This is a genomic window from Pseudomonas brassicacearum subsp. brassicacearum (assembly GCF_008801605.1).
Classification (GTDB): domain Bacteria; phylum Pseudomonadota; class Gammaproteobacteria; order Pseudomonadales; family Pseudomonadaceae; genus Aquipseudomonas; species Aquipseudomonas brassicacearum.
In genome coordinates, this window is sequence record NZ_VZPJ01000057.1 from 1 (window position 1) to 405 (window position 405).

At 56.8% G+C, this 405-nt stretch carries 1 protein-coding gene; it reads right to left on the reverse strand.

What is annotated here, in order from left to right:
- Nucleotides 1-181 precede the first annotated feature (181 nt).
- On the reverse strand, nucleotides 182-405 hold a 224-nt coding region (locus tag F7R20_RS31815; protein WP_212613445.1), incomplete at its 5' end, for a hypothetical protein.

Consider the following 405-nt stretch of genomic DNA (forward strand, 5'->3'; position numbering starts at 1 on the left):
AAATCCCCTGTGGGAGCAAAGCTTGCTCGCGATAGCAGAGGGACAGCTTGCCTCGATGTTGAATCTGCCGCCGTCATCGCAAGCAAGCTTTGCTCCCACAGTTTGGATCGGTGCCAGCCTGCGATTTCCCGGCCAACACAAATCCCCTGTGGGAGCAAAGCTTGCTCGCGATAGCGGTGGGTCAGTCTGCCTTGATGTTGAACATGCCGCCGTCATCGCGAGCAAGCTTTGCTCCCACAATTTTGATCGGTGCCAGCCTGCGATTTCCCGGCCAACACAAATCCCCTGTGGGAGCAAAGCTTGCTCGCGATAGCAGAGGGACAGCTTGCCTCGATGTTGAATCTGCCGCCGTCATCGCAAGCAAGCTTTGCTCCCACAGTTTGGATCGGTGCCAGCCTGCGATTT